20 protein-coding genes are annotated in these 24,806 nt (G+C 42.7%); 18 read left to right on the top strand and 2 right to left on the bottom strand.

The genetic code is table 11. The annotated features are described in order from the left end of the window. Window positions 1-20 precede the first annotated feature (20 nt). Window positions 21-2,759 carry a translation initiation factor IF-2 gene (infB, locus tag AC13CS_RS12735; RefSeq protein ID WP_293167207.1) on the top strand — a complete coding sequence of 913 codons (2,739 nt, stop codon included), beginning with the start codon at window positions 21-23 and terminating at the stop codon, window positions 2,757-2,759. Window positions 2,760-2,812: 53 nt separating this feature from the next. Here the strand turns inward: infB and AC13CS_RS12730 are convergent, their stop codons facing one another. Further along, window positions 2,813-3,184 (bottom strand): SPOR domain-containing protein, encoded by a 372-nt coding sequence (locus tag AC13CS_RS12730; protein ID WP_293167208.1) that lies wholly within the window; start codon window positions 3,182-3,184, stop codon window positions 2,813-2,815. Between the two features lie 235 nt (window positions 3,185-3,419). Here AC13CS_RS12730 and AC13CS_RS12725 point away from each other — a divergent pair, with 235 nt between their 5' ends. The 9 genes from AC13CS_RS12725 to AC13CS_RS12685 all read left to right on the top strand — a co-directional run bounded on the left by AC13CS_RS12725 (window position 3,420) and on the right by AC13CS_RS12685 (window position 16,149). After that, a complete protein-coding gene (locus AC13CS_RS12725; protein ID WP_163625364.1) occupies window positions 3,420-4,787 on the top strand; it encodes a cytochrome c3 family protein in 1,368 nt (455 codons plus the stop codon). A gap of 32 nt (window positions 4,788-4,819) precedes the next feature. Further along, window positions 4,820-7,939, top strand: a complete 3,120-nt coding sequence (locus AC13CS_RS12720; RefSeq protein ID WP_293167209.1) for a TAT-variant-translocated molybdopterin oxidoreductase — start codon at window positions 4,820-4,822, stop codon at window positions 7,937-7,939. Window positions 7,940-7,972: 33 nt separating this feature from the next. Then, window positions 7,973-9,724: an NrfD/PsrC family molybdoenzyme membrane anchor subunit gene (gene nrfD, locus AC13CS_RS12715; RefSeq protein ID WP_293167210.1), complete on the top strand. Its 1,752-nt coding sequence runs from the start codon at window positions 7,973-7,975 to the stop codon at window positions 9,722-9,724. 2 nt (window positions 9,725-9,726) lie between these two features. After that, window positions 9,727-10,254 (top strand): DUF3341 domain-containing protein, encoded by a 528-nt coding sequence (locus AC13CS_RS12710; RefSeq protein WP_014033174.1) that lies wholly within the window; start codon window positions 9,727-9,729, stop codon window positions 10,252-10,254. Window positions 10,255-10,258: 4 nt separating this feature from the next. After that, window positions 10,259-10,828 carry a c-type cytochrome gene (locus AC13CS_RS12705; RefSeq protein WP_293167211.1) on the top strand — a complete coding sequence of 190 codons (570 nt, stop codon included), beginning with the start codon at window positions 10,259-10,261 and terminating at the stop codon, window positions 10,826-10,828. 17 nt (window positions 10,829-10,845) lie between these two features. Next, entirely contained in the window at window positions 10,846-12,183 is a 1,338-nt protein-coding gene (locus tag AC13CS_RS12700) for a quinol:cytochrome C oxidoreductase (RefSeq protein ID WP_293167212.1), read from the top strand. Window positions 12,184-12,216: 33 nt separating this feature from the next. Beyond that, window positions 12,217-13,341, top strand: a complete 1,125-nt coding sequence (locus AC13CS_RS12695) for a cytochrome c oxidase subunit II (RefSeq protein WP_293167213.1) — start codon at window positions 12,217-12,219, stop codon at window positions 13,339-13,341. A 37-nt stretch (window positions 13,342-13,378) separates the two neighbouring features. Then, the gene (locus tag AC13CS_RS12690; protein WP_293167214.1) at window positions 13,379-15,202 is read left to right on the top strand and encodes a cbb3-type cytochrome c oxidase subunit I; all 1,824 of its coding nucleotides are present in this window, start codon (window positions 13,379-13,381) and stop codon (window positions 15,200-15,202) included. A gap of 122 nt (window positions 15,203-15,324) precedes the next feature. Beyond that, a complete protein-coding gene (locus tag AC13CS_RS12685) occupies window positions 15,325-16,149 on the top strand; it encodes a GIN domain-containing protein (RefSeq protein ID WP_293167215.1) in 825 nt (274 codons plus the stop codon). Window positions 16,150-16,152: 3 nt separating this feature from the next. Here AC13CS_RS12685 and AC13CS_RS12680 read toward each other — a convergent pair whose 3' ends face one another. Beyond that, a complete protein-coding gene (locus AC13CS_RS12680; RefSeq protein ID WP_293167216.1) occupies window positions 16,153-18,405 on the bottom strand; it encodes an acyl-CoA dehydrogenase family protein in 2,253 nt (750 codons plus the stop codon). Window positions 18,406-18,531: 126 nt separating this feature from the next. On the opposite strand from AC13CS_RS12680, the gene ruvB reads away from it, so the two are divergent. From ruvB to queG, 8 genes are all read left to right on the top strand, one after another. Then, window positions 18,532-19,554 carry a Holliday junction branch migration DNA helicase RuvB gene (ruvB, locus tag AC13CS_RS12675; RefSeq protein ID WP_293167217.1) on the top strand — a complete coding sequence of 341 codons (1,023 nt, stop codon included), beginning with the start codon at window positions 18,532-18,534 and terminating at the stop codon, window positions 19,552-19,554. Between the two features lie 204 nt (window positions 19,555-19,758). Then, window positions 19,759-20,829: a c-type cytochrome gene (locus AC13CS_RS12670; protein WP_293167218.1), complete on the top strand. Its 1,071-nt coding sequence runs from the start codon at window positions 19,759-19,761 to the stop codon at window positions 20,827-20,829. A 12-nt stretch (window positions 20,830-20,841) separates the two neighbouring features. Then, the gene (locus AC13CS_RS12665; RefSeq protein ID WP_293167219.1) at window positions 20,842-21,309 is read left to right on the top strand and encodes a hypothetical protein; all 468 of its coding nucleotides are present in this window, start codon (window positions 20,842-20,844) and stop codon (window positions 21,307-21,309) included. Then, entirely contained in the window at window positions 21,309-21,524 is a 216-nt protein-coding gene (locus tag AC13CS_RS12660) for a hypothetical protein (RefSeq protein WP_293167220.1), read from the top strand. The genes AC13CS_RS12665 and AC13CS_RS12660 overlap by 1 nt, the downstream gene beginning before the upstream one ends. A 3-nt stretch (window positions 21,525-21,527) precedes the next feature. Beyond that, window positions 21,528-21,938, top strand: a complete 411-nt coding sequence (locus AC13CS_RS12655) for a DsrE family protein (RefSeq protein WP_293167221.1) — start codon at window positions 21,528-21,530, stop codon at window positions 21,936-21,938. 199 nt (window positions 21,939-22,137) lie between these two features. Next, on the top strand, window positions 22,138-23,235 hold the full coding sequence (locus tag AC13CS_RS12650) for a nickel-binding protein (RefSeq protein WP_293167222.1): 1,098 nt from the start codon (window positions 22,138-22,140) through the stop codon (window positions 23,233-23,235). Between the two features lie 170 nt (window positions 23,236-23,405). Beyond that, window positions 23,406-23,762 (top strand): DUF4242 domain-containing protein, encoded by a 357-nt coding sequence (locus tag AC13CS_RS12645; protein WP_293167223.1) that lies wholly within the window; start codon window positions 23,406-23,408, stop codon window positions 23,760-23,762. A 39-nt stretch (window positions 23,763-23,801) separates the two neighbouring features. After that, window positions 23,802-24,725 carry a tRNA epoxyqueuosine(34) reductase QueG gene (gene queG / locus AC13CS_RS12640; protein WP_293167224.1) on the top strand — a complete coding sequence of 308 codons (924 nt, stop codon included), beginning with the start codon at window positions 23,802-23,804 and terminating at the stop codon, window positions 24,723-24,725. Window positions 24,726-24,806 lie beyond the last annotated feature (81 nt).

The following is a 24,806-nucleotide window of genomic DNA, read 5'->3' as shown; positions in this document are numbered from 1 at the left end:
TAGGGCAAGTAAAATTATTTATGGCAGAAAATCCAACAATACGACTTAACAAAGTTCTTAGAGAATTGAACATTTCACTGGATAGAGCAGTCGATTACCTAGCCTCGGAGGGGCACGAGGTAGAGGCGCGTCCTACCACTAAAATATCCAATGAGGTGTATCAAGTTCTGTTGGATGAATTCCAAACGGATAAGAGCAAAAAGGTTGCTTCCAAGGAAGTTGGTGAAGAAAAGCGCAAGGAAAAGGAGGCCATCCGAATCCGAATGGAAAAAGAACAAGAAGAGCGCAGATTGGCCAAAGAGAAAAAAGAAGCGGAACAGCAAGTTGTAAAAGCCAAAGCCGAACTTTCCGGCCCCAAGACCGTGGGTAAAATTGATTTGGATAAAAAACCAGATAAGCCCAAGGAAGAGGAGCCAAAACAGGAAGAGGCACCAAAACCAAAAGCTGAGCCAGAAAAAGTCAAAGAAGAAGTAAAAGAAGAGGCACCAGCTAAAGAAAAGACTGAAAAGTTGGAAGCTGAGGCCCCAGAAAAAAAAGAGGCTGAGGCCAAAGAAGAAAGTGCCGAAAGCAAAGAAGAGTCCGAAGGAGCCGAAAACGGAACCATAAAGACAAAATACCAAAAGCTTTCAGGTCCCAAGATAACCGGGGATAAGATTGACCTTTCCCAGTTCAAGAAACCTGCCAAAAAGAAGAAAGAGGATAGCCAAAAAGCCAAAGGCGGTTCATCCGATGCCGGAGAGCGTAAAAAACGCCGAAGAAGAATTGTGAAGAATGGCCCACAAGCAGGTGGAGGCCGAAATACAAGAGGAGGTGCTGCAAGAAAAGGACAGCGTTCAACTGCGCCTAAAGTAGAGCCAACCGAGGAGGAAGTACAAAAACAAGTACGAGAAACCTTGGAGAAGCTTCAAGGTAAATCCAGTAAGGGCAAAGGCGCCAAATATCGTAGGGAAAAAAGAGATCAGCACCGTCAACAAACGGAGAAAGATCTTGAGAAACAAGAAATGGAGAGCAAAATCCTCAAGGTGACCGAGTTTGTTACGGTCAATGAGCTTGCAACCATGATGAATGTTTCCACGACCCAGATTATTTCGGCCTGTATGTCCTTGGGTATCATGGTAACGATGAACCAGCGTTTGGATGCCGAAACCCTTTCCATCGTGGCTGATGAATTTGGTTACGAAGTTGAATTTGTAACCGCTGAAATCGAAGAAACCATCGAAGAGGTAGAGGATACCCCTGAAGATTTAAAATCCCGTGCACCCATAGTTACCGTTATGGGGCACGTAGACCACGGTAAAACATCATTGTTGGATTATGTTCGTCAAGAGAACGTGATTGCAGGTGAAAGTGGGGGAATTACCCAACACATCGGAGCCTACGGAGTTTCGCTTGAAGATGGACAAAAAATAACATTCTTGGATACACCGGGCCACGAGGCGTTTACCGCGATGCGAGCCCGTGGTGCCCAAGTAACGGATATTGCAATTATTGTAATTGCTGCAGACGATGATATTATGCCTCAGACCAAAGAAGCCATAAGTCACGCTCAAGCGGCGGGAGTACCTATTGTATTTGCAATCAACAAAGTTGATAAGCCTACGGCAAACCCCGATAAGATCAAAGAAGGCTTGGCCAGTATGAATCTGTTGGTGGAAGACTGGGGAGGAAAAGTTCAGTCCCACGATATTTCTGCCAAAACAGGGGAAGGAGTTAAAGAATTATTGGAGAAAGTACTGTTGGAGGCAGAATTGTTGGAGCTTAAGGCAAATCCGAACAGGCTTGCATCTGGTACAGTTGTAGAAGCTTTCTTGGATAAAGGTAGAGGGTATGTGGCCACAATCTTGGTACAGACCGGTACCTTGAATATAGGTGATTACGTTTTGGCCGGAACTTGTAGTGGTAAGGTCAAGGCAATGCACGATGAAAGAGGTAAGAACATAGAAAGTGCCGGGCCATCCACGCCAATTTCAATTTTGGGATTGGATGGAGCGCCCCAGGCAGGTGATAGATTCCACGTGTTGGAAGATGAGCGTGAGGCAAAACAGATTGCAGCAAAACGTTCGCAGTTGCAACGTGAGCAATCCGTAAGAACACAACGCCATATTACCTTGGATGAAATTGGACGTAGAATCGCCTTGGGTGACTTCCAGGAATTGAACATTATCCTTAAAGGTGATGTGGACGGTTCAGTGGAAGCCCTGACGGATTCGTTCCAAAAATTGTCCACCGACGAGATACAAGTGAACATCATCCATAAAGGAGTTGGGGCCATTACAGAGTCCGATGTGTTGTTGGCAAGTGCTTCCGATGCGATTATAATCGGATTTAACGTACGGCCAATGGGCAATGCCAGGACCATTGCGGATAAGGAGGAAATTGATATCAGGACATACTCCATCATTTATGATGCAATCAACGACCTTAAAGATGCCATGGAAGGTATGTTGTCCCCTGTGATGAAAGAAGAAATTACGGGTAACGCCGAAGTTAGGGAAACCTTCAAGATTTCCAAGATCGGAACTATTGCCGGTTGTATGGTTACCAGTGGTAAAATATTCAGGAACTCACGCATCAGGTTGATTAGGGACGGTGTTGTGATCTACACTGGAGAATTGGCCTCGTTGAAACGATTTAAAGATGATGTCAAGGAGGTGTCCAAAGGATATGATTGTGGACTACAGGTTAAAAACTACAATGACGTTAGGGAGGGTGATATTATAGAAGCCTTCCAAGAAGTAGCAGTGAAGAAAAAGTTGTAGGAAGAGATGATCGAATAAAAAAATCCCGCCTTTAAAGCGGGATTTTTTTATGGCTAAGATTCTTTTTCTTCCGGTTTTAGTAGCATGGCATGCGGATATTTTTTACGCACCTCCAAATACTTTCTTTCGGCCTCCAATTTGGTTTTGAACCTTCCCAGTCTAACTCGGTAGGTGGGGGATTCAAACTCTATTTTGGAATACCAGTTCGGGAAATCAACTTCCACTTGGTTCAAGAGGTCCAATGCTTTTTTATAGTTGCCAAAACCTACTTGAATCTGATAATATCCGGTATTGGAGCTAACCTTGGTGTAGAGTTTTACCAATTCATCGATCTTTGGATCTTGTTGAATGGTCACTTGAGCGTTCTGAGCCGAAAGATGCGTTGTTAAGCCAATTAAAATTGCTGCAAATACAGTGGTTTTCATATTGTTCCTTTGTTGTATCGTTTACGCTTGTTGCAAATGTAGATTATTATAGGTTAATCATGTGGGGGCAAAGTTATTTAGAATCTTTATAAATTATAAGTTATAAATACCTTAACATTTCAAAAAATGACTGTATGTCTTACTTTTGTTGCCATTCTTGGCAGGGTAAAAAGCTATTGCTCTCAAACTCAATAGAAAGAATCATGCCAAAGATTTCGATAGAAATTTCACGAATATGAAAAAGGTTTTATACCGCCATCTATTTTCTAAAGTTTTAGGTTTAACTTTCCTATTGTTCTCATCATCTTTTTATGCACAGGAAGAGGCTGAGGTCGCTACGGATGCTGCAGCGGAACAAACTGCCGATGCTGTTGAAGGCGACCCGGTAAAGGGGAAGCAGTTGTTTAACCAGAACTGTGCTGCATGTCACTCCTTGGACAGGAAAATGACCGGTCCTGCATTGGCCAATGTGGAAACAAGGTTGATGGAAGATGAGGGGTTGGATAAAGAATGGATTTATGAGTGGATAAAAAACAGTCCTGCTGTTATATCTTCCGGCGACGCTTATGGAAACAAGATTTACGCAGAGTACAATCAGGCGGCAATGACGCCTTTTCCAACATTGTCGAACGAGGATATTGACGATATTTTGGCCTACACGGCCGCACCTCCATCTACACCCGCACCTACTGCAACTGCAACAACGGCTGGAGGGGAAGCAACTGGTTCAAGTTCGGGAATATCCAATGAGATGATTCTTGGGGCCTTGGCCTTGGTATTTGGTCTTTTGGTGATCATGTTGGTCTTGGTGAACAAGACCTTGAGAAGAATCGCCGAAGCCAATGGAGTTGTTCTTGAAAAGGAAAAAGAAAAGCGTTTGCCTCTTTGGAAAGCATTTGTTCAAAACCAGTTTTTGGTTTTGGTAAGTGTGGTGTTCTTGCTATTGGCGAGTGCCTATTTCGCCTATGGTTGGATGATGCAAATTGGTGTGGATCAAGGTTATGCCCCTGTGCAGCCAATCCATTTCTCGCACAAAATTCACGCTGGTGACAATAATATTGACTGTAAATACTGTCATTCTTCTGCCAGGGTGTCAAAGACTTCAGGGATTCCATCTTTGAATGTTTGTATGAACTGTCACAAATCCATATACGAATACACCGGTAATCCGGAAGGTCCATCTGCAGAGGATTTGGCAGCGGGCCATACCAATGAATTTTATACCGGAGAAATCAAAAAATTATATAAGGCAGTAGGCTGGGATGAAGAAAACCAAAGCTACACGGGCGAGACGCAACCTGTAGAGTGGGTCAGGATTCACCAATTGCCCGATTTTGCCTATTTCAACCACTCCCAGCACGTTTCTGTTGCCGGTGTTGAGTGCCAGACTTGTCACGGCCCGGTCGAGGAAATGGAGATTGTGGAGCAGTTCGCTCCATTGACCATGGGGTGGTGTATCAATTGTCACCGCGAGACCAATGTCAAGGTTCAGGGCAATGCGTACTACGAAGCGATTCACGAGGAGTTGTCCAAGAAGTATGGGGTAGAGAAATTGACCGCTGCCATGATGGGTGGTCTTGAATGTGGAAAGTGTCACTATTAAGAATTAAAAGAAGATAATCTCAGATATATCGTATGGCATCAAACAAAAAATATTGGAAAAGTGAAGCGGAGTTGAATCCGAACGATTCCATTGTTGAGGCGCTAAAAAACAACGAGTTTACCGAAGAGATTCCCGTTGATGAGTTTTTGGGCGACAAGGAAAACCTGTCTTCCTCGAACACATCCCGTAGGGATTTCTTGAAATATGTAGGTTTTAGTACGGCAGCCGCTACAGTGGCGGCCTGTGAGGGCCCTGTTCATAAATCCATTCCTTATGTGGTGCAGCCGGATAGTATTGTTCCTGGGGTGGCCAACTACTATGCCACTACCATTGCGGACGGTTTTGATTTTGCCAGCATCTTGGTGAAGACCAGGGAAGGAAGGCCCATCAAAATTGAAAACAATGCCGATGCGAAGGTTAACGGAGGTGCCAATGCAAGGGTACAGGCTTCTGTTTTAACCTTGTACGATAGCAAAAGGGTTCAGGGGCCAATGGCCAATGGTGAGCCTGTGGAATGGAAAGTGTTGGATGCGACCGTTAAGGCGAAGTTGAATGCCTTGAAAGGTTCCAATAAGCAAGTGGTTTTATTGACACAGACTTACGCCAGTCCTTCAACTTCAAAATTAATAGCTGAGTTTAAGGCAGCTTACGGAGAAAATGTGAACCATGTCGTTTACGATGCCATTTCCGAAGATGCCGCATTGAATGCATATCAAAAAGCTTACGGTGAGCGTGCCTTGGCCGATTACGATTTTGAGAAAGCCGATTTGATCGTTTCTTTCGGAGCGGATTTTCTTGGTGATTGGCAAGGTGGGGGTTATGACTCTGGTTACGCCAAAGGACATGTTCCCAAAAATGGAAAAATGTCGAGACATGTGCAGTTGGAAGCTAACATGTCTTTGACGGGTGCCAATGCCGACAAGCGATATCCGATGACGCCTACACAGCAAAAAATTGCCCTTGCCAAATTGTATGGTAAGTTGAACGGCAGTAGTGTTGGTGGAGGTACTTCTGATGTTGACGAAGCTGTTGACAAAGTTGCGGCCGAGATCAAAAAAGCAGGTAGCAAAGCAGTTGTGGTAAGCGGTCTTAATGACGAAAATGCACAGACTGTTGTGTTGGCCATCAACAAATTATTGGCCAGCGAAGCTTTTGATCCTGAAAAACCAAAATATGTACGCCAAGGTGATGCTGCAAAAGTGGCCAAATTGGTTGCCGATATGAACGCGGGACGTGTTGGGGCATTGATCATGGATGGCGTTAACCCAGCGTATACATTGCCAAATGCGGAAGAGTTCCTTTCTGGGCTTGAGCAAGTGGACGTGTCGGTTGACTTTGCATATATCAATGATGAAACGGCGCAAGCGTCCAGTTATGTGGCTGCGGCTTCACATTATTTGGAGTCTTGGGGTGATGCCCAGTTCAAAAAAGGAGAATACAGTTTAATGCAACCTGCCATTCGGGAGTTGTTTGATACAAAACAGTTTCAAACAGCACTTTTGACATGGATGGGTTTCGAGAAAACATACTACGAGTACATAAAGGAAACTTGGAGTACAGATGTGCTTCAGGGTGGATCTTGGAACCAAGCATTGCAAGATGGTGTGTTCGCCGCACCTGCAGTGACTATTGAAGATGCTGAGGCAACAACTGTTACTGCATCTGAAGAAGGTCAGCCTGAAATAGTTCCGATTGCCTCTGCAATCCGTTCTTTGGTAAATTCAACAAGCCCGGGCACCGAGTTGGTGCTCTATTCCAAAGTTGGGATGGGTGATGGCCGTCAGGCCAACAACCCTTGGTTGCAAGAGTTCCCTGATCCTATTTCTAGGGTGTCTTGGGACAATTATATAACGGTTTCCAAAGCTGATGCAGAATCTTGGGGGCTTGAAAATACAATTGAGGCCGATGGTGGTGTTAATGGTAGCTACGTAAAATTGACCGTGGATGGTAAAGTGTTGGATAATGTTCCGGTAATTGTCCAGCCAGGTCAGGCAATAGGTACTGTTGGTCTATCTTTTGGTTATGGTAAAAAAGCTGGAATGCAAGAGGAGATGGCCACTGGGGTCAATGCATATACTTTGTATGGCAACTTCTCCAATGTCCAGTCCGTAACTGTCGAAAAGTCGGACGGGGTACACGAGTTTGCTTGTATCCAATCACATAAAACATTGATGGGTAGAGGGGATATTATCAAGGAAACCACCTTGGAAATATTCAATACCAAAGATCATGCGGAGTGGAACCCAATGCCTCACGTATCATTGAATCATCAAGAAATTCCAGTGACTTCGCCAGATGCGGATCTATGGGATGAATTTGATAGAAGCATTGGACATCACTTTAATTTGTCCATCGACTTAAATGCATGTACCGGATGTGGTGCTTGTGTTATAGCATGTCATGCAGAGAACAACGTTCCTGTTGTTGGTAAAGCTGAAATGCGTCGTTCCAGGGATATGCACTGGTTACGAATTGATAGGTATTATTCTTCCGAAGAGACCTTTGAGGAGGACAACGAGAAGAAGGAAAGCATGGATGGTCTTTGGGGAGATAAAGGTTCTCTTGGTGGATTCAGGGAGATGGAAGACCCATCTGCCAACCCACAAGTGGCTTTCCAACCTGTAATGTGCCAGCACTGTAACCATGCACCTTGTGAAACGGTTTGTCCAGTGGCTGCTACATCGCACAGTAGGCAAGGTCAAAACCATATGGCTTATAACAGATGTGTAGGTACTAGATATTGTGCCAATAACTGTCCATATAAAGTTCGTAGGTTCAACTGGTTCTTATATAGTGATAACGACGAGTTTGACTTTAACATGAACAACGACTTGGGTAAAATGGTTATTAACCCAGATGTTAATGTACGTTCAAGGGGTGTTATGGAGAAATGCTCCATGTGTATCCAAATGACCCAAAAAACCATTTTGGATGCCAAGAGAGATGGAAGAGTGATCAAGGATGGTGAGTTCCAAACAGCCTGTTCTGCAGCATGTAGCAGTGGAGCCATGGTGTTTGGTGATATCAATGACCACGACAGTAAGGTGGCAGCGTTGAAAGAAGATGATAGAATGTACCATTTGTTGGAGCATGTAGGAACAAAACCAAATGTGTTCTACCATGTGAAGGTTAGAAACACCAACGAGGCTTAATCAATAAAAAAAGAAGTAACTAGAAGATAAATTATGGCGTCGCATTACGAAGCACCTATTCGAAAGCCCTTAGTGGTCGGAGACAAAGGATACCACGATGTAACAGTGGACATTGCCCGTCCGGTTGAGGGAAAGGCCAATAAACAATGGTGGATTGTATTCTCCATTGCATTAGTGGCATTCCTCTGGGGTCTAGGATGTATCATTTATACCATTTCCACGGGTATTGGGGTTTGGGGTCTTAACCGAACTGTTAACTGGGCCTGGGATATCACCAACTTTGTATGGTGGGTAGGTATTGGTCACGCAGGTACACTTATTTCGGCTGTACTCTTGCTTTTCCGTCAAAAATGGAGAATGGCAATCAACCGTTCTGCAGAGGCGATGACCATTTTCTCGGTTGTACAGGCAGGTTTGTTCCCGATTATCCACATGGGACGTCCATGGTTGGGTTACTGGGTACTTCCCATCCCTAACCAATTCGGTTCGCTTTGGGTAAACTTCAACTCGCCCTTGCTTTGGGACGTGTTTGCGATTTCAACCTATCTTTCGGTATCATTGGTATTCTGGTGGACAGGTCTTTTGCCTGACTTTGCCATGATTCGTGATAGAGCGGTAAAACCATTCCAAAAGAAAATATATAGCCTGTTGAGCTTTGGTTGGACAGGTCGTGCAAAGGATTGGCAACGTTTTGAGGAGGTTTCCTTGGTATTGGCCGGTTTGGCCACACCTTTGGTACTTTCCGTACATACCATTGTATCTTTTGACTTTGCTACCTCGGTAATTCCAGGATGGCACACCACGATTTTCCCGCCGTACTTTGTTGCGGGTGCGATTTTCTCTGGATTTGCCATGGTGAACACACTTTTGATTATTATGCGAAAAGTGTGCAGCCTTGAAGCCTATATCACCGTACAGCATATCGAATTGATGAACATTGTAATTATGATTACGGGATCCATCGTAGGATGTGCCTATATCACAGAGTTGTTCATTGCATGGTATTCCGGTGTGGAGTACGAGCAGTATGCCTTCTTGAACAGGGCTACAGGACCTTACTGGTGGGCTTACTGGTCCATGATGACCTGTAACGTGTTCTCACCACAGTTTATGTGGTTCAAAAAATTACGTACCAGCATCATGTTCTCTTTCTTTATCTCTATAGTGGTGAATATTGGTATGTGGTTCGAGCGTTTTGTAATTATCGTGACCTCATTGCACAGGGATTACTTGCCATCTTCTTGGACTATGTTCTCCCCAACATTTGTGGATATCGGAATCTTTGTCGGAACCATCGGATTCTTCTTTGTACTGTTCCTATTATATTCCAGAACATTCCCCGTAATTGCACAGGCAGAGGTAAAATCAATCTTGAAATCATCAGGAGAGAAATACAAAAAGCTAAGGGATGCAGGAAAACCTTTGTATCAAATGCCACAAGGTGTTAACAAAGTGGTCAGCTACGATGAGCCTATTACCGATGATGTTTTGATGGGCGAGCCCAAACCAACAGTTGGCGATAAAGTAGGAGTTTCTGAACTGTTGAGCGCTATCGGAACTTTTGATTCGGCAACAGAAACCCCCGACGATTTGAAAAAGATAAAAGGTGTAGGTCCGGAGATGGAGCGTACCTTAAACGAGATAGGTATTTTCACCTATGCACAGGTCGCTAGAATGACAGAAAAAGAGTATGATTTGCTGGACTCCATTACGGGAAGATTCCCAGGTCGTGCGCAGCGCGATGATTGGGCCGGTCAAGCAAAGTTGTTAAACGATAAAAAATAATTATGGCATCAAAAGTTATACAAGCACTTTACAACGATGACGATGTGTTGATGCATGCCGTAAAAAAGGTTAGGGCAGAGCACCATCATATTGAGGAGGTGTACACTCCGTTTCCTGTTCACGGTCTGGACAAGGCAATGGGACTGGCGGATACCCGAATAGCTATTACCTCTTTCCTGTATGGATGTTTGGGGTTGACGGTTGCCGTAGTTATGATGAACTATATCATGATCGAGGATTGGCCACAGGACATCGGTGGCAAGCCAAGCTTTAGTTACTTGGAAAACATGCCGGCCTTTGTTCCGATTATGTTCGAGCTTACGGTTTTCTTTGCAGCCCACTTAATGGTGATTACCTTTTACCTAAGAAGTAGAATGTGGCCGTTCAAAAAAGCAGAAAACCCCGATAAACGTACAACCGACGACCACTTTTTAATGGAAATAGGGTTGCACGATAACGAAAATGAACTTGCCGATTTGTTGTGGGAAACAGGTGCGGTAGAAGTAAAAGTTACAGAAAAGGAGTCTTAATAATATGAAGCAATTAGGTAAAATAAGTGTTGCTTTGGTCCTGGTGATGTTCGCAACCTCTTGCGCGGACAAGAACAGTCCAAACTACCAATTCATGCCAAACATGTACGAACCTGTAGGATATGAGACCTATCAAGGTGTGGACAATGGGTTGTTCCCCGATGGGACAGAGGCCCTTTTGCCACCAGAAGGTACCATTTCCAGAGGATACATGCCCTATGAGTTTGAAAACACTCCGGAAGGTAAAGAACTAGCAAGATTGAACACAAGCCCTTTGGATTCCCTAAAACAAGAAGAGAACTTGGCAAAAGGAGCAGAGCTTTACGCAATTTATTGTGCCGTATGCCATGGGCCAAAAGGGGATGGGCAAGGCAATCTTGTGAAGAGAGAAAAAATATTGGGTGTTCCCAGCTATGATGACGTAGCTAGAGATATTACTGTTGGAACCACATATCACGCGATTTATTACGGATTGAACTCCATGGGCTCATACGCCTCTCAGTTCGCCAGTGAAGAAGAGATGTGGCAAGTGTCCGAATATGTAATGAAGTTAAAGGAAGACCTAACAAAATAATAGGATAAGAAGAAACTATGTATACCTTTTCAAACAAACTTAGAATAGGATCTTTCATAGCCATGGGGCTTGGATTTATATTCCTTGTAATTGGTTTTATGTCTGCCCCATCAACTGTAGAAGAGGCCAAGGCCATGGTAGCAGTACATGACGATGGTCATGGTGGAGGGCATGCAGAGGAAGCAACCAATGGCCATGGTGAAGAACAAAGTCACGGTGCAGAAGCTTCGCATGGGGAAGAACACGACGCATCCCACGACACCCATTTATTGCACCAATTACAAAATAGACCATGGTCCGCACTATACGTAGCTGCATTCTTTTTCTTTATGATATCATTGGGTGTCTTGGCATTTTATGCCATACAACGCGCCGCACAAGCAGGTTGGTCCCCATTGCTCTTTAGGGTCATGGAAGGAATTACAGCTTATCTGGTTCCGGGCGGAATCATCGTATTTGTGATTTTATTGTTGTCCACATTGCACATGAACCACATGTTTGTATGGATGGATCCCGAAGTAGTGGCACACGATAAATTGCTGCAAGGTAAAGCAGGATACTTGAACCCGACCTTCTTTTTGATAAGAGCGGCCATATACTTGGGTGGATGGATTTTTTACCGCCAATATTCAAGAAAACTGTCCTTGGCACAGGATGAGTCCGATGATAACAGCAACTTTGTGAAAAACTTTAGATGGTCCGCTGGTTTCTTGGTATTCTATTTGGTAACCGAATCCATGATGTCCTGGGACTGGATTATGAGTGTAGATCCCCACTGGTTCAGCACCCTGTTCGGATGGTATGTGTTTGCCGGTATGTTCGTTTCGGGCATTACAGTAATTGCAATGGTAACCGTTTACCTTAAATCAAAAGGATATCTGGAAGATGTAAATGATAGCCATATTCACGATTTGGCCAAGTTTATGTTCGGTATCAGTATTTTCTGGACGTATTTGTGGTTTGCACAATTCATGTTGATTTGGTACGCGAACATTCCAGAAGAAGTTACCTATTATGTGGCGAGGTTCCAAGATTATAAATTGCCATTCTTCGGAATGTTGGTCTTGAACTTTGTGTTCCCGTTATTGGTGCTTATGAACAGTGATTACAAGAGAATCAACTGGTTTGTGATCATGACAGGTATTGTGGTTCTATTTGGCCACTATTTGGATATATTTAATATGATAATGCCTGCAACGGTTGGTGACCAATGGTCTATTGGATTGCCAGAGATTGGTGGTATTTTGTTCTTCGGAGGTTTGTTCGTTTACTGGGTGTTTACTGCTTTGACAAAGGCACCATTACAGCCCAAACGAAACCCATTTATTGAGGAGAGTAGACATTTTCATTATTAATACAATACGATTTAAGTCTTAGATAGATATACGATGACTGCATTATTAACATTAACTGTTTTAGTACTGGTTGCGATTGCAATTTGGCAGATGACCAAAATTTTTGAATTATCGCAAACAAAAACAGAGCACGATGAGATTGCGAACGATTCCGATAATAAAAATAACGGCTACCTATTATTCGCCTTCCTGATTTTTATTTACGGAATAACTATTTTCAGTTTTGCCAAGTATTATAAGATGCTTTTGCCTGAGGCTGCATCTGAACACGGAGCAGATTACGACCAATTGATGTGGGTTTCTTTCGCAATTATATTCTTTGTTCAAACCATAACACAAGCTTTGCTCCACTATTTTGGATATAAGTACAGGGGACAAAAGGGTAAAAAAGCACTCTTTTTTGCGGATAATGACAGATTGGAGTTCATTTGGACCATTATTCCAGTAATTGTACTGGCTGGTTTGATTCTTTGGGGATTGTACACATGGACCAATATCATGGACATCAACGAAGATGATGATCCGTTGATTGTGGAACTTTACGCACAACAATTTAACTGGACTGCTAGATACGGTGGAGACGACAACGTTCTTGGTGAAGCCAATGTTCGTTTGATTGATATTGCCAATGCCAATGTACTCGGTTTGGATGAGTCCGACCCCAACGCAGAAGATGACATTATTGTAAAAGAATTGCACTTGCCCGTAGGAAGAAAAGTGAACTTTAAAATGAGGTCACAAGATGTACTGCACTCGGCATATATGCCCCACTTTAGGGCGCAGATGAACTGTGTGCCCGGTATGATTACCCAGTTCTCTTTTACACCAACAGTTACAACAGAAGAAATGCGTTTAAACCCAGATGTTGTGGACAAGGTAAAAAGAACCAATGCCATTAGGGCACAAAAAGCAGCAGAAGGGATACCAAATAACGAACCGTGGGAGTTCGATTACGTATTGCTGTGCAACAAAATATGCGGGAAATCCCATTATAACATGCAGATGAAGATTATAGTGGAAACCGAGGAAGAGTTCAATAAATGGCTTGCCGAACAGAAAACCTTTAAAGAAACTGTTATGGTCGATGAAACGGAGCAAGCACATAACTTGGAAGATGACGCTGATATTGAATTGAGCGAAACAGCTTCGGTAGAATAACAAACAAAAGAGAATAACGAAATAAATTAATTGGAATATGTCTGAAGTAGCCCATGTAAATCACGATGATCACCACGATGATCACGGACATCACCATAAGGAAACCTTCATAACAAAATATATTTTCAGTCAGGACCACAAGATGATATCCAAGCAATATCTCATTACGGGTCTGATCATGGGATTCATAGGTATAGCCATGTCATTGTTGTTTAGAATGCAATTGGCTTGGCCAGGCGAATCTTTCGGTATTTTTGAAGCTGTTTTGGGCAAATGGGCCCCAGACGGTGTAATGGATGCCGATATCTATTTGGCATTGGTTACCATTCACGGTACATTAATGGTGTTCTTTGTATTAACGCAGGGATTGAGTGGTACTTTCAGTAACCTGTTGATTCCATTGCAAATCGGTGCACGGGATATGGCTTCCGGTTTCATGAACATGCTTTCGTACTGGATGTTCTTTGTCTCATCCGTAATCATGATTAGTTCCTTGTTTGTGGAAGCTGGGCCTGCAGCTGCAGGTTGGACCATATATCCACCATTGAGTGCACTGCCCATGGCTCAGCCAGGTTCTGGTATGGGTATGACCCTTTGGTTGGTATCCATGGCCATATTTATTGCATCTTCATTGTTGGGATCGTTGAACTACATTGTTACGGTAATCAACCTAAGAACAAAGGGAATGTCCATGACACGCTTGCCTTTGACAATTTGGACATTTTTTGTGACCGCAATAATCGGTGTAGTTTCGTTCCCGGTATTGCTTTCGGCAGCCTTGTTGTTGATTATGGACAGAAGTTTTGGTACATCGTTCTTCTTGTCGGATATCTTTATTCAAGGTGAAGTATTGCATTATCAAGGGGGGTCCCCGGTATTGTACGAACACTTGTTCTGGTTCTTGGGTCACCCGGAAGTATATATCGTTATTCTTCCTGCTATGGGAATAGTTTCGGAGGTAATGGCCGTTAATGCACGTAAACCAATTTTTGGATATCGGGCGATGATTGCCTCTGTTCTGGCCATTGCATTTTTATCCACTATAGTATGGGGCCACCACATGTTCGTGTCCGGTATGAATCCGTTTTTGGGGTCAGTATTTACGTTTACGACACTTTTGATAGCTATTCCTTCTGCGGTGAAGGCATTTAACTGGATTACCACCTTATGGAAGGGTAATCTCCAGCTCAATCCTGGAATGCTCTTTTCAATAGGTATGGTGTCCACTTTCATTACAGGTGGTTTAACAGGTATCATTTTAGGTGACAGTACGCTCGATATCAACGTTCACGATACATACTTCGTTGTTGCCCACTTCCATTTGGTAATGGGTATATCCGCCCTGTATGGTATGTTTGCGGGCATTTATCATTGGTTCCCAAAAATGTTCCATGGAAGAATGATGAACAAAAATTTGGGTTATGTCCACTTTTGGATTACTGCAGTTTGTTCCTACGGTGTCTTTTTCCCAATGCATTTTGTGGGTATGGCCGGTGTGCCAAGACGTTACTATGAGAATACGGCGTTCCCAATGTTCGATGAACTGACCAATGTACAGGTTTTGATGACCGTGTTTGCGATTATTGCTGGTTTTGCCCAGTTAATATTCGTTTACAACTTTATCTCCAGTATTTTCTATGGTAAAAAAGGACCTGTTAATCCATGGGGTGCCAATACATTGGAATGGACAACCCCTCAAGAGCATATTCACGGTAACTGGCCGGGAGAAATTCCACATGTTTACCGTTGGGCTTACGATTATAGCAAAACATACGAAAATGGAGAGTACATTATTGCAGGGCAGGATTTTGTTCCGCAAAACGTTCCGCTTCAAGAGAACGAAGAAGAACTCAACCATTAAGATTACATTTATATTAGTGAGAAGGCCCGTCCGTTTTTGGATGGGCTTTTTTTGTTGGAATAGATTTTGAAGTGAATTGCATATCTTTAAAAAGCATTTCCCACTTCAAAAAGATAACCATCATGAAAAAGTTACTAATCCTACTGTTGATATTAACCCCGATACTTTCCATTGCTCAACGTAAACCTAAAATAAAAGGCAGTAGAATCGTTACTGAAATAAGCGAGGAACTTCCGCCCTTTAATGCCATTATGTTGACTGATGACCTTGAAATTACACTGAATAAGGCGTTGGGGCCAAGCTATCACCTTATCGCTGATGACAATTTGGTGGACATTCTCAAGTTTGAAGTGGAAGACGGTACTTTGGTAATCAGTTCTTATTACAATATTACGGCCAAAAAAGAACTGCAAATAACCGTTAACTATACCGAACTGCAGGCAATCACCTTAAAAAATGGTAGTATTCTCTCCAAGGATGTAATTCAATCCAACGAATTGTTTGTGGATGGGTTCAACAATACTAAACTCGACATAAAGGCCAATGCTGCCGTAATGGATATAAATCTGGAAGATACAAGCAGCGGAGATTTTCATGTGGAAGTAGATTCTTTGAATATTAACCTGAACAAAAGGGCGCAAGCCTATGTTTATGCCCAACTCAATACTGGAGCATTGGATCTCGAGGACAATTCCTCCTTGACCATGGAGGGCACATCCGAACGATTACAGGTAAATTTACTGCAATCTGCCAAGTACAGGGGCGAAAGTATGCAAATAGGCTCCTGTACACTTAAGATTACCGGAAATGCCAATGCCAGGGTGTACGCATTTGGAGATATTAATATTAACGCCACGGGAAATTCCGGAATATACCTTTATGGAACCCCAAAAATTACCATATCGGAGTTTTTGAATACCTCCCAACTAATCAAAAAGGAAGAATAAAAATTACTTTGTGATCGGGGCGGTTAGGCAATGTTCTGGAATGCCAAAACCATCCACCAAGACTTCGATATGCGGTCTGAGCTCAGTTGATAACCTCTCTACCCGTTGTCGGATCGCTTTTGATTTTGTTCCGCCTATATACCCCTGTTCCAAAAACCATTTGGCATCCTTGTTAATTTGATCGAGTGCATAGAGACAGCCTACCTTCTCCAGTAATGCACGGTATTTTAAATCTTCCAGTTGTTGATAGTGATCACAGAAGATGTTGTAAGCCAATTCCACACTGTAGGCTTTTCCCAAAGCCAATAAATGGGTCTGTACCTTTAAGAAAGCTTGATAGGATGGAATCCCTTTTTTAATATAGTTTCGAATCCGCATTGCCAAGCTATAGGTCAATCTTCGGGTACGATAGTCAAAAGCATGCTTATGGAACTTTGGATTGTAAAGATGCTCGGCATCAACTTTGTTGGAGTACAACGGATTAATGGCTGTCAGTTTATCCGAAAGCTGTGTTTGCAAAAGTTTTAAAACCGATGCAAAACCTGCACTGTTGAATTCGGCCCTAAAATCGGAAAGAATACCCTTGGCCGCCAGTTGCAGTAATACGGTGTTGTCACCTTCAAATGTGGTAAAAATATCCACGTCGCCTTTTAAATCGGCAATTCGGTTCTCCAATAAATACCCTTTTCCACCGCATGCCTCTCGACATTCTTGGATAGTTTCATTGGCAAACCAGGTTATAATGGATTTTAAACCAGCCACTTGGGTTTCAATTTTTCTTTTATCGGGTTGGGATTCATCACTGTAACGTTTCATCATCTCTTCCAGGGTAAAATGGTACACATAAGCGCCAGCAATCTCCGGAGTAAGCCTTAGTTGATGCGTGGGATAGTCCATGATCAAATCTTCTTGTACCTTCACATTATCATTGAACTGCCTGCGGTTCAGGGCATATTTTACAGCGATGGACAAGGCCATTTTGCTTCCCCCCAATGCGCCACGGGCCACACAAATACGTCCGCCGACCAAAGTTCCCAGCATGGTAAAAAATCGCTTGTTCGGATTTTTTATGGAGGAAAAGTAGGTTCCATCATCCCGTATTTCGCCATATTTGTTGAGCAGGTTTTCTCGTGGTACCTTTACGTTGTTAAACCAGATTTTTCCATTATCAACGCCATTTAACCCCAACTTGTACCCATTGTCCTCAACGGTAATGCCTTTCAAAGTATCATGATTTTCATTTCTGAGGGGAACCAAAATGGCGTGGACCCCCTCATTTTTACCATTTACAATCAATTGGGCGAAAACGGTGGCCATTTTGGAATGTAAGGCATTGCCAATGTATTCTTTGTTGTCATTTTTTCCAGGGGTGTGTATAATAATGGAATCGGATGCTTTTTCGTAGGAGGCAGTAGTCTTTATGCCTCTAACGTTGGAACCGTGTCCCGTTTCCGTCATGGCAAAACAACCCAATAGTTTGGTTTCCCCGGCTTGGGTCAAGTATTCATCGTGATGTTTTTTTGTTCCCAATTTCTGGATACTTCCTCCAAAAAGACCAAACTGTACCCCAAACTTTACCGCCAAACTGCCATCCACGAACATCAGATGTTCAAAAATAGCTGCGTAGGCGGGCATGTTTCCCGTTCCTCCATACGCATTGGGGTAGGCCATAGCGCCGTACCCTGCTTCTCCCAAAAGCTGGACTTGATGCAAAACCCTGTTCCTAAAATCTTCTTTGTGTCTTAAAACCTGCCATGAAAAATCGGGCTTGTCCAAAAAACACCTGAACTCATCAACCACATTAGCATGTTCTCCCTTTAAAATTTCATCTAGAATGTTGGCGTCATATTCATCGGAAGTTTTTTCATGCACTACTTCCACATCAAACAAATGGTTGTAATGGTTGGGCTGTATGCCCAAATGGACTTCAATATGTTTTAAATGATCGTTCAGATTTTCACCATTGACCAAGCGTTGGCTAAGGGAAGAAAGAGGGTAGGTGTCGCTTTCGATCAATTTTACCTTGGAATTGGCAATGGTCTGCTTCCAGTTCTTGATTTCATCATCAAAAGGAGGGGCATCTTTTTTTAACCATCTCTGTAATTGATGTTTTTCATCCGCATTCAAAGATGCATCAAGTTCAATCACTTTTTGTACGACCGAAATTTCTGAAGCGGACAGCAAATCATCGGACCAAATCACATAGAAAAAAGGGATGTATTGTAGAATTCCAGAGGAATAATCTGTGGCAATCATATAAAGTTGTGTTGATGCATTTATACTTTTCTAAGGTAAGGTTTAGATTTTTAAGTTCCATCTCTACGGGTATTTTTGTGGATATGGTTTTAGGCGGATAGGGTTTTCAGTTATATTTGTTGCACTATGAACGAGAATTTAGATCCAACAGGCGAAAATCTTTCCCCGGAAGAATTCGATATAGAAAGAGCTCTACGGCCCGTTAGTTTTGATGACTTTACCGGGCAGGCACGGGTATTGGAAAACCTCAAGATTTTTGTGCAAGCAGCCAACCTAAGGGGCGAAGCCTTGGATCATACACTTTTTCATGGCCCTCCAGGGCTTGGCAAGACCACCTTGGCCCATATTTTGGCCAACGAACTTGGTGTGAACATTAAAGTTACCTCTGGCCCTGTTTTGGACAAACCGGGAGATTTGGCAGGACTGTTGACCAATCTGGAAGAACGCGACGTCCTTTTTATTGATGAAATCCATAGGTTAAGTCCCATTGTGGAAGAATATCTGTATTCCGCCATGGAAGATTATAAGATCGATATTATGATTGAATCGGGCCCCAACGCCCGTTCCGTTCAAATTAACCTTAGTCCGTTTACCTTGATAGGGGCCACCACTAGGTCTGGATTGCTTACAGCCCCCATGCGGGCAAGATTTGGAATTCAGAGCCGGTTGGAATATTACAACACCGAGCTGTTGTCCACCATTGTGGAACGTAGTGCGGAAATACTTAAGGTGCCCATTACAAACGATGCAGCCATAGAAATTGCAGGACGAAGCAGGGGAACCCCCAGAATATGCAACGCACTCTTGCGCAGGGTACGGGATTTTGCACAGATCAAGGGGAATGGAAACATAGACTTGGAAATTTCCCAGTTCGGGTTAAAGGCCCTAAACGTAGATGCCCACGGTTTGGATGAAATGGATAATAAAATATTGACCACCATTATAGATAAATTCAAGGGAGGGCCCGTTGGTATCACCACTTTGGCGACAGCTGTGTCCGAAAGTGCAGAGACCTTGGAAGAAGTGTACGAACCTTTTTTGATTCAGCAAGGTTTTATAATGCGAACCCCAAGAGGGCGAGAAGTCACCGAACTTGCATATAGACATTTGGGCAAGGTGAAAGGGGGTACGCAGGGAGGTTTGTTTTAACCCCATTTTACCTACATAAAAATTCTTAGTGAAAAAGCACCCTGTTGTACCATAACTTTTTGTACTTTAATAGGATTCTTTGATTATAAGGGCTTTATTTTTTGGATACATGGCCCTGCCCAATATAATCATTGATGATATACACTGAACTTCCCAAATATTTACCATTAAAGCTGTATGCTAGTGGTGAAATTATAGGGAACAATGAATAAACACTCTAAAAAAAACAATGTCCCCGAAAAGGGAGATTTCCAATCCTTATCTCAGCAAATAAGAAGATTGTGCATGCAAATCGGTATATGCATGGGGCTGATCATTGTTTTGGCATTTGCTGTTCTTATGGCAGGGGTTGGATTCGGAGCGAATAATCATCAAGTGGAGTTCCCCGACGATGTGTATTACATGGACTATAATGTGAACAATCTTCCATTTTCCGGAAAAAACGAAGAAATCAAGTTGGGTTTCGATATTTTCAGGAATACATCGCTTCATATTGGCCCCAAACAAAAGGATTCTTCAAAAGCATTTGCACGAAATAATTTGGCCTGTGCCAGTTGTCATTTAAACGGCGGCACCAAGCCCTATGCAGCTCCTTTGATCGGAGTCGTTAAACGCTTTCCCCAGTTTCGCGGGCGCGAAAACAAAATGGGAACCATTGAGGAACGCATCAATGGATGTATGGAACGAAGCATGAATGGCAGGACAATGCCGGAATCCAGCGTTGAAATGCAAGCTCTTATTGCTTATATGGATTGGTTGGGCAGAGCAGCTCCATCAAACGGTAAAATAGAAGGGCAAGGTTTTTTGACCATTGAAATCCCTGATAGGGCCGTGGATTTACAGCATGGAGAACAGGTTTTTGTCAAAAATTGTGTGGAATGTCATGGCGCGGATGGGCAAGGAGAGTCCCAAGCAGATGGCACTTATCTCTACCCGCCATTGTGGGGAAACGATTCTTACAATAATGGCGCCGGCATGACACGTGTGATTACCGCCGCACAGTTTATAAAAGGGAATATGCCCTACGGAACCACATTCGATAACCCTGTACTTACCGATGCTGAAGCATATGATGTAGCTGGATACATCAATCAAAAATTGAGACCGACAAAGCCCAATAGAGAGGCAGACTTTCCAGATCTGGTCAAAAAGCCCGTATCCACTCCCTATGGTCCCTACCTGGACCCTTTTTCTGAGGAACAACATCAGTTAGGACCTTTCCAGCCTATTATGGAGTATTACCAAAAAGAATATCAATTAAGTAAATCCAAATAAACACTAGTGACAATGAAAGCAACTACAGCAACAACAAGACGGAATTTTATGGGAGCGATAATGTTGGGTGCCACGGTATCCACATTGTCGGCTTTCACCAATCCTGCTTTTGCGGGAATGACGGATTTTACACATTCAGAAATGAATGATGCAGAGGCTTGGATGAAAACAATAAAAGGAAAACATCGCATTGTTTATGATGGCTCGTATCCGCATAACGGTTTTCCTATTATTTGGAACTGGGCCTATTACCTATCAAACAATGAAATGGGATCGACCGATGATGAAATTACGGCAATGACCGTTCTAAGGCACGACGCCATTCCATTTGCATTGCACGATGATCTTGGAAAGCATATCCGCTCGGTGAAATGTTCCATGTTAAAAAAGCAGATGGAACAGTATATAGCCGTAATCCATACTACGAACCACAGGAGGGCGATTTTCCGTTACCGGCCATTCAAGGAATCAAAGATCTGATGGATAGAGGGGCTATGTTCTGCGTGTGCAATCTGGCGCTAAATGTGTACAGTGGGGCAGTAGCACAACAAATGGGCAAGGATCCCAATGAAGTTTACGAAGAGTGGAAAGCTGCTGTTCTGCCCGAAATTCAGATTGTCCCCTCTGGCGTTTGGGCACTGGGCAGGGCCCAAGAGGAAGGCTGTGGATACATTTTTGCAGGAAATACGATTTAAAAGATGAAAAACATACTTTTATTTTTAGTGATGATGGTGTCAGGATTGACCTTGGCACAAAACGAACCCATCAAAGTAGTATTTGATGTAACCAGCAGTAATCCCGATGTGCATAGAACAGCGGCCAAGCATTTAAGATTAATGGCCGAAGCTTATCCGGAATCGGAGTTTGAGTTGGTAATTTACAGCGGAGCCTTTAAAATGGTGGATAAAAAATCATCTGTTGCCGGTGAAACCTTGTCAACTATAGTCAATAGGGACAATGTGTCCATAGTGATTTGTGAACAGACCATGAAAAGGCATAAAATGACCATGGACGATCTTATTCCCGGAGTAGAATCAGTGCCCGATGGTATTTTTGAGTTGGTCATGAAACAAAAGCAAGGCTGGGGCTATATTAAAGAAGCTCAGTAATCAACTTGTTTTTAGTGGATAAAAACCGAGGAAAAACCACCTCGGTTTTTTATTTGTCACATTTGTGATATGTACGGGTTTATTGAAATGAACCAATTTTGCTATTTTTTGAATCAAATTTTATATTTTGAAACCATATTGTTCTGTTTATTAATGATTTAACACCAATGATGAATTATTTGTACTAGAAAGTTGAATTATGCCCATATATATGGACCGACATATTGTACCGGGAATTGAAGCTAAGCATGCTGCCAAGGCACATCGTGAGGATTTATTGATTCAGGAAGAATATGGTTGTAGATGTATGACCTATTGGGTAGATGAGAAGAATGGTTCCGCTTTTTGTTTGATAGATGCACCCAATAAAGATGCCGTGGAGGAAATGCACAAGAAGGCACATGGATTGGTTCCCCATGAAATTGTTCAAGTAAATAGCAATGTGGTCGAGGCCTTCTTGGGAAGAATAAACGACCCCGAAGGATTCTATGATGTTGATGACCCCAACCTAAAAATATTCAACGATCCCGCATTCAGGATTATTCTGGTTTCCCGGACACTGAACCCTATTTCGCTCCAACAGCAACTCGGCAAGGAAAAGGCAAAGCGGTTGACCTCGCTTTATCGGGAAATTTACAGGGAAGAGCAGCAACGGTTCGAGGGGCGCGAGGTAGAATCGGAAGAGCAAGGTTTTATTACCTCTTTTGTTTCTGTGAACCAGGCTGTTGATTGTGCAAGGGCAGTTAAAAAAAGACTACATGTGGCTGGGGAATTAATACAGTTAAAAATAGGAATGCATGCAGGGATGCCTGTGGATAAAAGTGATGTGTTGTTCGGTGATACGGTTAAAATGGCGAAATACCTGTGCAATATCAAGAGAGGCGGGCCAATGGTCTTATCTTCCCTTGTTGCTGAAATATATAAGAGCGACATTAATGGGAATTCACAAGGGGAAAAGGTTAAAACTATCAAGGTCGAAGACGAGAACTTTCTTCTGGACATGATGGACTTACTGCATGAAAACATAAAGAATCCGAATTGGGGCATTTCGGATTTTTGTCAAAAAATGGCAATGAGCAAATCCAAACTGTACCGTAAATGCACTCAGGTTATTGGTATGTCGCCCAACGAACTTTTCAGGGAACACAGATTGCTCAAATCCTTGAACTTGCTAAAAACGGAAAGAAATATCATGCAGACTTCCTATGATGTCGGTTTTACAAGCCCTTCATATTTCACTAAATGTTTTCAGGAACGTTTTGGTATGACACCTTTGTCCTATGTTAAGGAGCTTTAGAGCCTGTTTAAGAATATGCGATCAAAAAGGGGCGTAGGAAAACAATTGACAAACTCCTAAACAGGTTCTTGGGCATGTTGAACCATCTTTTACATTTAAAAACTTTTTTGTTTTATCCCTATGTGTTGTGTATCAGTAGTTTTGGAGTGTAATTTTAAAATTCAAAAACTATGAAAGATTTAAAAACATTTGGAACCATTGTAATTGTAGTACTGTTCGGTTTAATTTCTGGCCAAGCCCAAGAAACCAAAGCCAAGTTAAAAACCTATTTGATAGAACGAGACATTCCAAAAGCAGGCGAATTTACCGAAGAGGAATTAGTAGGCATTTCAAAAAAATCATGTTCGGTGCTTGAGAAAATGACAGATATTGAATGGGTGAATAGTTATGTGATGGATGAAAAGGTGTATTGTTTGTATAGGGCAACAACACCTAAATTGATTTATCAGCATGCCGAGGATGCGGGCTTTCCCGTTACAAGAATAATGGAAATAGGTTCGGTTATAGGTCCCAAAACGGCAAATTAATATTAATCCGTTAAATTCGTTCCCTGCATAGACAAGGACATGCCTAACAGGGAAAAAAATACAGAATTGATTAAAACCGAAGCCAAGCGCCTCGGTTTTTTGTCGTGCGGTGTTTCAAAGGCCGAATTTTTGGAAGAAGAAGCGCCCCGTTTGGAGAAATGGCTCAACCAGAACATGCATGGCGAAATGCAATACATGGAAAACTATTTTGACAAACGGCTTGATCCAACAAAATTGGTAGAGGGTTCCAAATCCGTTATTTCCCTATTGCTGAATTATTACCCATCCGAAGAGCAAAATCCAGATTCCTATAAAATTTCCAAATATGCCTATGGCATGGATTATCACTTTGTGATAAAGGACAAACTCAAAAGCCTGCTCCACTTTATTCAAGAAGAAATCGGAGACGTGCATGGGCGGGCCTTTGTGGATTCTGCGCCTGTACTGGACAAAGTATGGGCCGCAAAAAGTGGTCTGGGTTGGATCGGTAAGCACAGCAATCTGCTTACCCAGCAAGTAGGCTCCTTTTATTTTATAGCTGAACTGATCGTGGACCTGGACCTGGAATACGATACCCCCGTAACCGACCATTGCGGCACCTGTACCGCTTGTATAGATGCTTGCCCAACCGACGCCATTGTACAACCCTATGTGGTGGATGGCAGCAAATGCATATCATACCTCACAATTGAATTAAAGAACGAAATCCCCTCCGAATTTGATGGTAAATTGGATGATTGGATGTTTGGTTGCGATGTTTGCCAAGATGTGTGCCCATGGAACCGCTTTTCAAAATCGCATAGCGAACCTCTTTTTGATCCAAACCCAGAATTATTGTCCTTCACCAAAAAGGATTGGGAAGAGATTACAGAAGATGTCTTTAAAAAAATCTTCAAAAAATCAGCGGTAAAAAGAACAAAACTGTCCGGCCTTAAACGTAATGTCGACTTTATTAAAAAATAAAAGGATAGCCTTGTTTGATCTTTTGTTCAAATTTATAATGAAAACAAAATCAACGAGTTGAAAAACCGTTCGTTTTCTATG

The sequence above is a fragment of the Flagellimonas sp. B-3 genome, from assembly GCF_056857835.1.
The sequence above is the reverse complement of the archived record's forward strand: the minus strand, read 5'-3'. Positions and strand labels throughout refer to the sequence as shown.

Excerpts from the sequence above, each read along its gene's own strand:
- AC13CS_RS12730 (WP_293167208.1), bottom strand. The coding sequence starts at position 3,184 with ATGAAAACCACTGTATTTGCAGCAATTTTAATTGGCTTAACAACGCAT.
- nrfD (WP_293167210.1), top strand. The coding sequence starts at position 7,973 with ATGGCGTCGCATTACGAAGCACCTATTCGAAAGCCCTTAGTGGTCGGA.
- AC13CS_RS12710 (WP_014033174.1), top strand. The coding sequence starts at position 9,727 with ATGGCATCAAAAGTTATACAAGCACTTTACAACGATGACGATGTGTTG.
- infB (WP_293167207.1), top strand. The coding sequence starts at position 21 with ATGGCAGAAAATCCAACAATACGACTTAACAAAGTTCTTAGAGAATTG.
- ruvB (WP_293167217.1), top strand. The coding sequence starts at position 18,532 with ATGAACGAGAATTTAGATCCAACAGGCGAAAATCTTTCCCCGGAAGAA.
- AC13CS_RS12670 (WP_293167218.1), top strand. The coding sequence starts at position 19,759 with ATGAATAAACACTCTAAAAAAAACAATGTCCCCGAAAAGGGAGATTTC.
- AC13CS_RS12680 (WP_293167216.1), bottom strand. The coding sequence starts at position 18,405 with ATGATTGCCACAGATTATTCCTCTGGAATTCTACAATACATCCCTTTT.
- AC13CS_RS12695 (WP_293167213.1), top strand. The coding sequence starts at position 12,217 with ATGACTGCATTATTAACATTAACTGTTTTAGTACTGGTTGCGATTGCA.
- AC13CS_RS12685 (WP_293167215.1), top strand. The coding sequence starts at position 15,325 with ATGAAAAAGTTACTAATCCTACTGTTGATATTAACCCCGATACTTTCC.
- AC13CS_RS12660 (WP_293167220.1), top strand. The coding sequence starts at position 21,309 with ATGGATAGAGGGGCTATGTTCTGCGTGTGCAATCTGGCGCTAAATGTG.
- AC13CS_RS12700 (WP_293167212.1), top strand. The coding sequence starts at position 10,846 with ATGTATACCTTTTCAAACAAACTTAGAATAGGATCTTTCATAGCCATG.
- AC13CS_RS12645 (WP_293167223.1), top strand. The coding sequence starts at position 23,406 with ATGAAAGATTTAAAAACATTTGGAACCATTGTAATTGTAGTACTGTTC.
- queG (WP_293167224.1), top strand. The coding sequence starts at position 23,802 with ATGCCTAACAGGGAAAAAAATACAGAATTGATTAAAACCGAAGCCAAG.
- AC13CS_RS12665 (WP_293167219.1), top strand. The coding sequence starts at position 20,842 with ATGAAAGCAACTACAGCAACAACAAGACGGAATTTTATGGGAGCGATA.
- AC13CS_RS12650 (WP_293167222.1), top strand. The coding sequence starts at position 22,138 with ATGCCCATATATATGGACCGACATATTGTACCGGGAATTGAAGCTAAG.
- AC13CS_RS12720 (WP_293167209.1), top strand. The coding sequence starts at position 4,820 with ATGGCATCAAACAAAAAATATTGGAAAAGTGAAGCGGAGTTGAATCCG.
- AC13CS_RS12725 (WP_163625364.1), top strand. The coding sequence starts at position 3,420 with ATGAAAAAGGTTTTATACCGCCATCTATTTTCTAAAGTTTTAGGTTTA.
- AC13CS_RS12690 (WP_293167214.1), top strand. The coding sequence starts at position 13,379 with ATGTCTGAAGTAGCCCATGTAAATCACGATGATCACCACGATGATCAC.
- AC13CS_RS12655 (WP_293167221.1), top strand. The coding sequence starts at position 21,528 with ATGAAAAACATACTTTTATTTTTAGTGATGATGGTGTCAGGATTGACC.
- AC13CS_RS12705 (WP_293167211.1), top strand. The coding sequence starts at position 10,259 with ATGAAGCAATTAGGTAAAATAAGTGTTGCTTTGGTCCTGGTGATGTTC.